This is a genomic window from Caballeronia udeis (assembly GCF_044909315.1).
Taxonomy (GTDB): domain Bacteria; phylum Pseudomonadota; class Gammaproteobacteria; order Burkholderiales; family Burkholderiaceae; genus Caballeronia; species Caballeronia udeis_A.
Window position 1 is genome coordinate 161968 of record NZ_JBIYEB010000022.1, and the last position, 6609, is coordinate 168576.

The window sequence follows — 6609 nt, forward strand, 5'->3', positions numbered from 1 at the left end:
AGATGAACGAAAGGGCAGGTCGGGAACCGCTGGTGGTCATCGAGCAGGATGTCTACGGCGTACCCGGTGCAGTGCGGATAACGCTGAACCGGCCCGACGCATTTAACGCGTTGTCCGAAGCATTGATCGACGCGCTGCAAAGCAGCCTGGACGAAGTGGCTGAATCGGATGCGTGCGTGGTTGTGCTTGCCGGCGCGGGCAGGGCATTTTGCGCGGGCCATGATCTGAAAGAGATGCGCGCCGAACCGTCGTTCGAGTATTACCAGGCCCTGTTTGCTCGCTGCTCGCAGATGATGTTGACCATCCAGCGCATGCCGCAGCCCGTGATCGCACGCGTGCATGGAGTCGCGACAGCGGCGGGCTGCCAACTGGTCGCAATGTGCGATCTGGCGGTGGCTGCAAGCGATGCCCGCTTCGCCGTGTCCGGGGTCAACCTGGGATTGTTCTGTTCGACCCCCAGTGTGCCGCTCTCGCGCAATCTGTCTCGCAAGGCTGCATTCGAAATGCTTGTGACCGGTGACTATATCGATGCACAAACCGCCTGTGAGCGCGGCCTTGTGAACCGCGTCGCCACGCCTGAACGGCTGGACGATGCGATTCGTGCATTTGTGGTGAGTATCAGTGAGAAGCCGCGTGTGGCGATCGCCGCCGGCAAGCGTCTCTTCTACCGGCAACTGGAGGCTGGCATCGACACAGCGTACCAACTGGCCGGAGACACCATGGCGCGCAACATGCTGGACGAAGCAGCGCTCGAGGGAACCGAGGCGTTCATTCAGAAACGCCCGCCGCGGTGGCGCGAGACGGGGTGACTTTGAAAACTTTCGCGGCCGCTCACCAGGGAACGACTCTTCCAAGATAGTCCAGGTAATGCAGTCCGGACCGCCCTTCGTAAGCCTCGATCGTGCTCACCAGGTTCGGAATACTTTCGTCGATACTCAAACGTGCGCCAGGACCGCCCATGTCTGTCTTGACCCATCCAGGCGCCATCAATAGCACGGTTTTCGCGTCGCTTTGGTGGCGTGCCGCAAAGCTGCGCATGAACATGTTGAGAGCAGCCTTGCTGCCCCGGTAGACCTCGTAATTGCCGTTCGTGTTGTTGGTGAGGCTACCTTGCCCGGATGACATGACACCGATTGTTCCAGCCGGCCGAACGAGGTGTTGAAACGCCTCGATGACTCTCATCGGACTCAGCGAGTTAGTCACCATGACGCGTACAAATTCCTCGGTCGAGACGTCGGCGATTGTTTGCCAGTCGTCGTTCTTGACGCCGGCATTCACGAAAAGTACGTCCAGTTGCCGATCCTTGAGGCGACCGTATAACGCGGTGACCTGATCGGGAATCGTGATATCGACTGCTTCAACTTCAAGCGAACCCCCGGTGCTTTGCGAGAGTTGGCTCAGCTTTTCCGTTGAGCCTTCTCTTCCGGTGGCGATCACTCGCCAGCCACGCTTGAGGTATTCCTCGACCATGGCAAACCCGAGGCCGCGGGATGCACCGATGAGGAGGATGGTTTTCTGCGGCGATGTGTCTTGCATGGATAGCTCCTTGTAAACGAGATCCTGTGGAACCTGGCTTTGAGGTGCCACGCGTCCGGTCATGAGTCAGTACATGGAATATATCGATGCGACAGGCATGGCGGAAGACGCAGCAGTTGCACTTATAACGTGCGTCAAACGCCATGTCTGAACAGTTGGTGCTACGATCAGGCATGCCCGAACCCGACCTGAATTTACTCATTGCGCTCGACGTATTGCTTGCGGACGGCAGCGTGGTTGGTGCTGCGCGTCGACTCGGATTGAGTGCTTCGGCAATGAGCCGAACCTTGACCCGGCTTCGCGAGGTGACCGGTGATCCGCTATTGGTTCGGGCGGGGCGCGGTATGGTATTGACGCCTCATGCGGAGGCACTGCGTCAACGCACTCGGAATGCGGTTCATGAGGCACGTGCGGTACTTCGTCCCTCAACCACGGAACCGGATTTTTCAACGTTGCAGCGGACCTTTACCATTCGCGCCAACGACGGTTTTGTGGACGCCCTCGGTGCTTCACTGATCGCGGCGGTGACCGCCGTTGCGCCACTCTTGCGGTTGCATTTTGCGCCCAAGCTTGAGAAGACGGCGGCGTACTTGCGAGACGGCTCCGCTGATCTAGAGATCGGTGTTCTAAGCGAAATGGGGCCGGAAGTGCGCGTGCAGGCATTATTCCGGGATCGCTTTCTCGGTGTGGTCCGGCAGGGCCATCCTCTCGCCATGGAGCGCGAGGTGACAGCCGGGCGGTACACCGCTTTCGGCCATGTCGTCGCTTCACGACACGGTCGCACAAGCGGACCAGTTGATGAAGCGCTGGCCGCTTTAGGGCTGGAACGAACGGTTGTTGCCGTCGTTCCGAGTTTTCCCGCTGCGCTCGCTGTGGCGCGAGGCTCGGACTTGATAGCGCTCGTGCCCGCGTCTCTTCTGAGCGCATCCCCATCCGCCACAGCCACCACTTACGCCTTCGAGCTGCCTGTAAAGACGGGGGAGATCACGGTGTCGCAGATGTGGCATCCTCGTTTAGAAGTCGATCCTGTTCATCGCTGGCTTCGGCAACTGATGCTAGCTGTATGTCGGGAACGGCTGCCCCTGTGAAACGGTAGTCATAGCGTTTGCCACTGTCGGCAGCAATGCATGGTGGAGACCGGCCATCCATGTCGTGCGCAACCCGGACAAGCTGAAGCATCTGCGCCGGGCCCCCTAGCCGACTCAACAGCGACACGCTCATCCCCCTCGGCGGACTAGTCAGCAGGCCAGGTCCAGCAGCACGTCAAGCACATGCTGCGTCGCGCGTTCCACGTGCCTGGAGTGTGCGATGCCGAGTCGTCGCCACAATGCCGGGCGTAGCGGCCGTACGGTCGTGCCCGCATCCTGTCCGGGAATCATGCTGTCCTCGTGAGGCAGCACCGCAGCTCCATAGCCCGCTGCGACCAGCCTTCTGATGGCGTCGTTGTAGTTGAGTTCGATTCGGGCGACCGGCTGTTGTCCGCCCGCTGCGAACCATTTAGTGGTCAGGTGTGAAAGCCGTGTAGTCGAGTCATTGAGAATGAGCGGCTTGCTGGCGAGCCACCTGGGTGTTACGCGGGCTGGGCATTGCCACTGGACCGGCATGAAGGCCATGACAGGATCCCGGCGCCATGGCTTGATCACAAGGCCGGCAATCGTGGGTTGCGGCAGCGCGACCAGCCCGACATCCAGCGACCCTTGCGCCAGGCGAGCAAGCGTGTCCTTCGACGTCAGCACCGTAATCTGCACGTCGATGGCAGGATGTTGCCGCCCCAGCACTTCGAGGGCCCGCGGCAGCAGGTGTGCGATTGCGCCGGTCGACGCGCCAAGCCGTACACGTCCCTCCAGTCCTTGTACCTGCCGGCGAGCATCGTCCAGCGCTTGCCCGGCATCGTCCAGAAGCTGCCGTGCCTTTGCCAGAAGCGTTTCCCCGATTGCTGTCGGCTGAACGTGTCCCCGCTTGCGGGACAACAGCGGAGCACCGATGCGCTCCTCCAGTTCCTGAATGTGAAGGCTGACGGTGGGCGCAGCCAGATGCAGGACACGTGCGGCCTCCGCAAAGGAACGATGGTCTGCGATCGTCACCAACGTGCGCAGGCGGTCCAGGCTAATCTCTCTCATACCAGCACCAGATTAAGAAAAACTGAACGTCGGTTTCAGGATATTCAACTTTTCATATTCTATCCCTGGAACGAAGATCGGAGTTCTCAGGCTTCGGGGGTAGAAGATGATTGATATAAGGGCAAGCGGCGAGGGCGCTGAAGCCAGGCAGTTACCGGGTGACGATGTGGAGGCGAAACGACGGGTCTCTGCACTGACGCTCACCGGATTGCCGATGATCATTCTGGCCATCGCCGGACTGTATGTCGCGATGACTCCACGTAACGTGGATCAGGCGTGTTTCCAGAAGAAGATGAACGACGAGCACACACTCATGGAAGCTTTTTTCCAGGCTCCGGCGGGGCAGGATGCAGTCGTCGAGGCAATGCGCGCCTGTTCGCACTGACGCAATGCAAGCGGGACCAGGCTGCGAAACGCCCGGGATCGGGGAAAGCCGGCATGGACCCATTCGAAGCCCGGAATAAAGGTCATTGTCGAGTGAGACGTCATTGGACATGAATTAGGCGCAGGTTCGAGGGTGTCATCGTCGTCAACACGACCTCGGCATGCTGCAAGATCGTTCAATACTTTTGGCCTGAATCTACCTAGCATTCTCTCCACCGCTTACTTTTCCGGAGAGAAGCCTTGTTATTACAAAACGAACCAGGCGGCACTAACGTCATTGAGGCTCCGCCCGAGCCGGAGCGTTGCGTCATCGTCGTGGACGAAGCACTCTCGCCCGGCAAAGCCTCGAACGCCGCTGCAGTGGTGGCGTTCACCCTCGGGCAGCGCCACAGCCATCTGGTCGGAGCACCCTTGCGAGAGCAGGACGGCACGGCGCACCCGGGTCTCATTCCCATTGGCATCCCGGTTCTCAAAGCCACGGCTGAGCAACTGGATGCGCTGCGGCAGAAATCGCTGGCGCACTGCGACGTGGTCGACTTTCCTGTTCAAGGACAGGCCACCGTGGACTACGACGCCTTTCTGCACGTGGTGCGTGTGATGCCGGGCGAGTCCCTACAGTACTTGGCGGTCGGACTGGTCGGCCCCAAGAAGAAGGTCGGCAAACTGGTCGGCGGTTTCGCCCTGTTCGCATGATGAGTGCAAACCTCGCCTTACTGTTCTCACGCTCAGCGAGTCGACACGCTCAAGCGTTGGGGCGGCTTCATCGTCTGCCTCAGCGAGCAGCCGCGCATGCCGATGCCGCGGCTGGAGGAATATGATGAGATATTCCAGCCACTTCCCGGGGCAGCCTTACCATGAACACCACTGGGCCGACGAAGTCGATCAAGCTCTGGCACGCACCAGACGTCATGGACGCCGTCATGCTCAAGGGCCAGTTCGTCGGCCACCGCTATCCGCCGCACGCGCACGACACGCATTGCCTTGCAGTGATTACGGGCGGGGCGCTGGCGGTCGAGGTTCAGGACCAGCGGCGCGTGTGCCGCCGGGGCGACGTGATTGTCATCGATGCCGACGTGGTGCACGCCGGTTCAGCCGCCGGCGATGGGCAATGGAAGATGCGCGTGGCCCATGTGCAACCCGCCGCGCTTGCCGCCTATTGCGAGGGGCTCGGCATTCCCCGACGCGAACGCTTCGACATGCCGGTTCCGTTCGTTGTCGACGCTGAACTATCACAGCAGCTCTACGGCGTGAACTGGTGCTCCGAGGTCGACGAGGACTCCTTCAAGCGCAGTGAAACGCTGGCTCGCGCTGTCATCGGCTTGCATGCCCGGCACGCGGGGCGGGGTGTCGCCATGCCCCTGGTGCGCAGCGAGCCGGCGCTGATGCGCGCGGTTAAGTCCCGCCTGCGCGACGACCTTCACACACACCTGACCTTGTCGACGCTTGCATGCGAGTTTGGCTTGACGCCTTTCGTGCTGTTGCGTGCCTTTGTACGCGACGCGGGATTGAGCCCGCATGCCTTCCAGCAGCAGGAGCGCATACGCGGTGCGATGCCGTTGCTGCGAGCCGGCAAGCCCATTGCGGAGGTGAGCGCGCGAATGGGCTTTGCCGACCAGCCGCACTTCACACGCGTGTTCAAGCAGCAGACCGGCGTGACGCCGAAGGTCTATCAGGCCGCCTTCTCGTGATGCTGCGGGTCTGCTGCCGTTCGCGGCCCGCTGGCTACTCTGCCAGCTTCCAGGACCCCAGCGGGCGTACGGTCGCACATGCGGGGCCACCGTCCTTGGCCCTGCCTGGGAGGAGGGCCTCCAACACGCTGCCGGCAAGCGCTTTCTCCAGCAGCTCGGCCGGGAGATCGTGGATATCAATCTTGGCGCGCCGGTCCCATGGCGACGAGGGATCTCCGGCTTGTTGACCTATGGCGATGTACACGAAGCGCCGCGCGGGCCCGTCGCGGCGCACTAACTCGCCCAGAAACCGGGGGCCCGGCGCGACCTCCACTTGCACATCGAACGACAGCGGCTGGTCTCCGGCGATGACCATGCCCAGGGGCTCACTCTTCTTGTTTTGCAGTGAATACGCCACCCCAGGCACGGGCTCTCCAATCGTGAGCCGCAGTGTGATCTGTTGACCTGCTGCCATTGTGTTCCTCGATGTTGTAACGCCCGTTCACATCCTGGTGGGCCGCATCGCGCTCGGTCCGGGCCCGCGTCAATCGTTTGTCCGGTTCCGCCGCAGCCTTCGCAACCGTCTTACGCTGTTCGGCATTTGTCTGCGCGTTGCGTTCGGCAAGTCCCGTGCGCAATGCCTCGATTTTGTCCGCCGCGCTTGGCAAAGGCAACCACCAGACCGTCGCTGAACCTGAAGGCGCTGTCCACTCAGCGACCCGATATCGCACTTCACCCCCGCGCAAGCAGACATCCGCTATTCATAGGGGGCATCCGATTCGTCAACGGGCTGGTGTGACGCTCTCGCTAAGAGACGGTTTCAAAAAGGCTGAACAGATCGCTTGAGAGCACTCCAACAGATGAGGCAAACGGCGAACTTCAGGAAGGCTTCATGGATCTTG

At 61.1% G+C, this 6609-nt stretch carries 8 protein-coding genes; 5 read left to right on the forward strand and 3 right to left on the reverse strand.

Annotated features, from left to right (window positions below; translation table 11 throughout):
• Positions 1 to 2 precede the first annotated feature (2 nt).
• On the forward strand, positions 3 to 809 hold the full coding sequence (locus ABH944_RS30205) for an enoyl-CoA hydratase (RefSeq protein WP_404610934.1): 807 nt from the start codon (positions 3 to 5) through the stop codon (positions 807 to 809).
• Between the two features lie 22 nt (positions 810 to 831).
• On the opposite strand, the gene ABH944_RS30210 is transcribed toward ABH944_RS30205, so the two are convergent.
• Entirely contained in the window at positions 832 to 1536 is a 705-nt protein-coding gene (locus ABH944_RS30210; RefSeq protein ID WP_404610935.1) for an SDR family NAD(P)-dependent oxidoreductase, read from the reverse strand.
• 173 nt (positions 1537 to 1709) lie between these two features.
• Between ABH944_RS30210 and ABH944_RS30215 the strand changes: the two genes are divergently transcribed.
• The gene (locus tag ABH944_RS30215) at positions 1710 to 2624 is read left to right on the forward strand and encodes a LysR family transcriptional regulator (RefSeq protein ID WP_404610936.1); all 915 of its coding nucleotides are present in this window, start codon (positions 1710 to 1712) and stop codon (positions 2622 to 2624) included.
• A 150-nt stretch (positions 2625 to 2774) separates the two neighbouring features.
• Here ABH944_RS30215 and ABH944_RS30220 read toward each other — a convergent pair whose 3' ends face one another.
• Positions 2775 to 3656, reverse strand: a complete 882-nt coding sequence (locus ABH944_RS30220) for a LysR family transcriptional regulator (protein ID WP_404610937.1) — start codon at positions 3654 to 3656, stop codon at positions 2775 to 2777.
• Between the two features lie 106 nt (positions 3657 to 3762).
• Between ABH944_RS30220 and ABH944_RS30225 the strand changes: the two genes are divergently transcribed.
• From ABH944_RS30225 to ABH944_RS30235, 3 genes are all read left to right on the forward strand, one after another.
• Positions 3763 to 4041, forward strand: a complete 279-nt coding sequence (locus ABH944_RS30225) for a hypothetical protein (RefSeq protein WP_404610938.1) — start codon at positions 3763 to 3765, stop codon at positions 4039 to 4041.
• 239 nt (positions 4042 to 4280) lie between these two features.
• A complete protein-coding gene (locus ABH944_RS30230) occupies positions 4281 to 4733 on the forward strand; it encodes a DUF2000 domain-containing protein (protein WP_404610939.1) in 453 nt (150 codons plus the stop codon).
• Positions 4734 to 4894: 161 nt separating this feature from the next.
• Positions 4895 to 5728, forward strand: a complete 834-nt coding sequence (locus ABH944_RS30235; protein ID WP_404610940.1) for an AraC family ligand binding domain-containing protein — start codon at positions 4895 to 4897, stop codon at positions 5726 to 5728.
• 34 nt (positions 5729 to 5762) lie between these two features.
• Here ABH944_RS30235 and ABH944_RS30240 read toward each other — a convergent pair whose 3' ends face one another.
• Positions 5763 to 6182: a DUF5990 family protein gene (locus tag ABH944_RS30240; protein ID WP_404610941.1), complete on the reverse strand. Its 420-nt coding sequence runs from the start codon at positions 6180 to 6182 to the stop codon at positions 5763 to 5765.
• Positions 6183 to 6609 lie beyond the last annotated feature (427 nt).

Coding starts and splice junctions, on each gene's coding strand:
- ABH944_RS30220 (WP_404610937.1), bottom strand. CDS start 3,656: ATGAGAGAGATTAGCCTGGACCGCCTGCGCACGTTGGTGACGATCGCA.
- ABH944_RS30210 (WP_404610935.1), bottom strand. CDS start 1,536: ATGCAAGACACATCGCCGCAGAAAACCATCCTCCTCATCGGTGCATCC.
- ABH944_RS30215 (WP_404610936.1), top strand. CDS start 1,710: ATGCCCGAACCCGACCTGAATTTACTCATTGCGCTCGACGTATTGCTT.
- ABH944_RS30225 (WP_404610938.1), top strand. CDS start 3,763: ATGATTGATATAAGGGCAAGCGGCGAGGGCGCTGAAGCCAGGCAGTTA.
- ABH944_RS30205 (WP_404610934.1), top strand. CDS start 3: ATGAACGAAAGGGCAGGTCGGGAACCGCTGGTGGTCATCGAGCAGGAT.
- ABH944_RS30235 (WP_404610940.1), top strand. CDS start 4,895: ATGAACACCACTGGGCCGACGAAGTCGATCAAGCTCTGGCACGCACCA.
- ABH944_RS30240 (WP_404610941.1), bottom strand. CDS start 6,182: ATGGCAGCAGGTCAACAGATCACACTGCGGCTCACGATTGGAGAGCCC.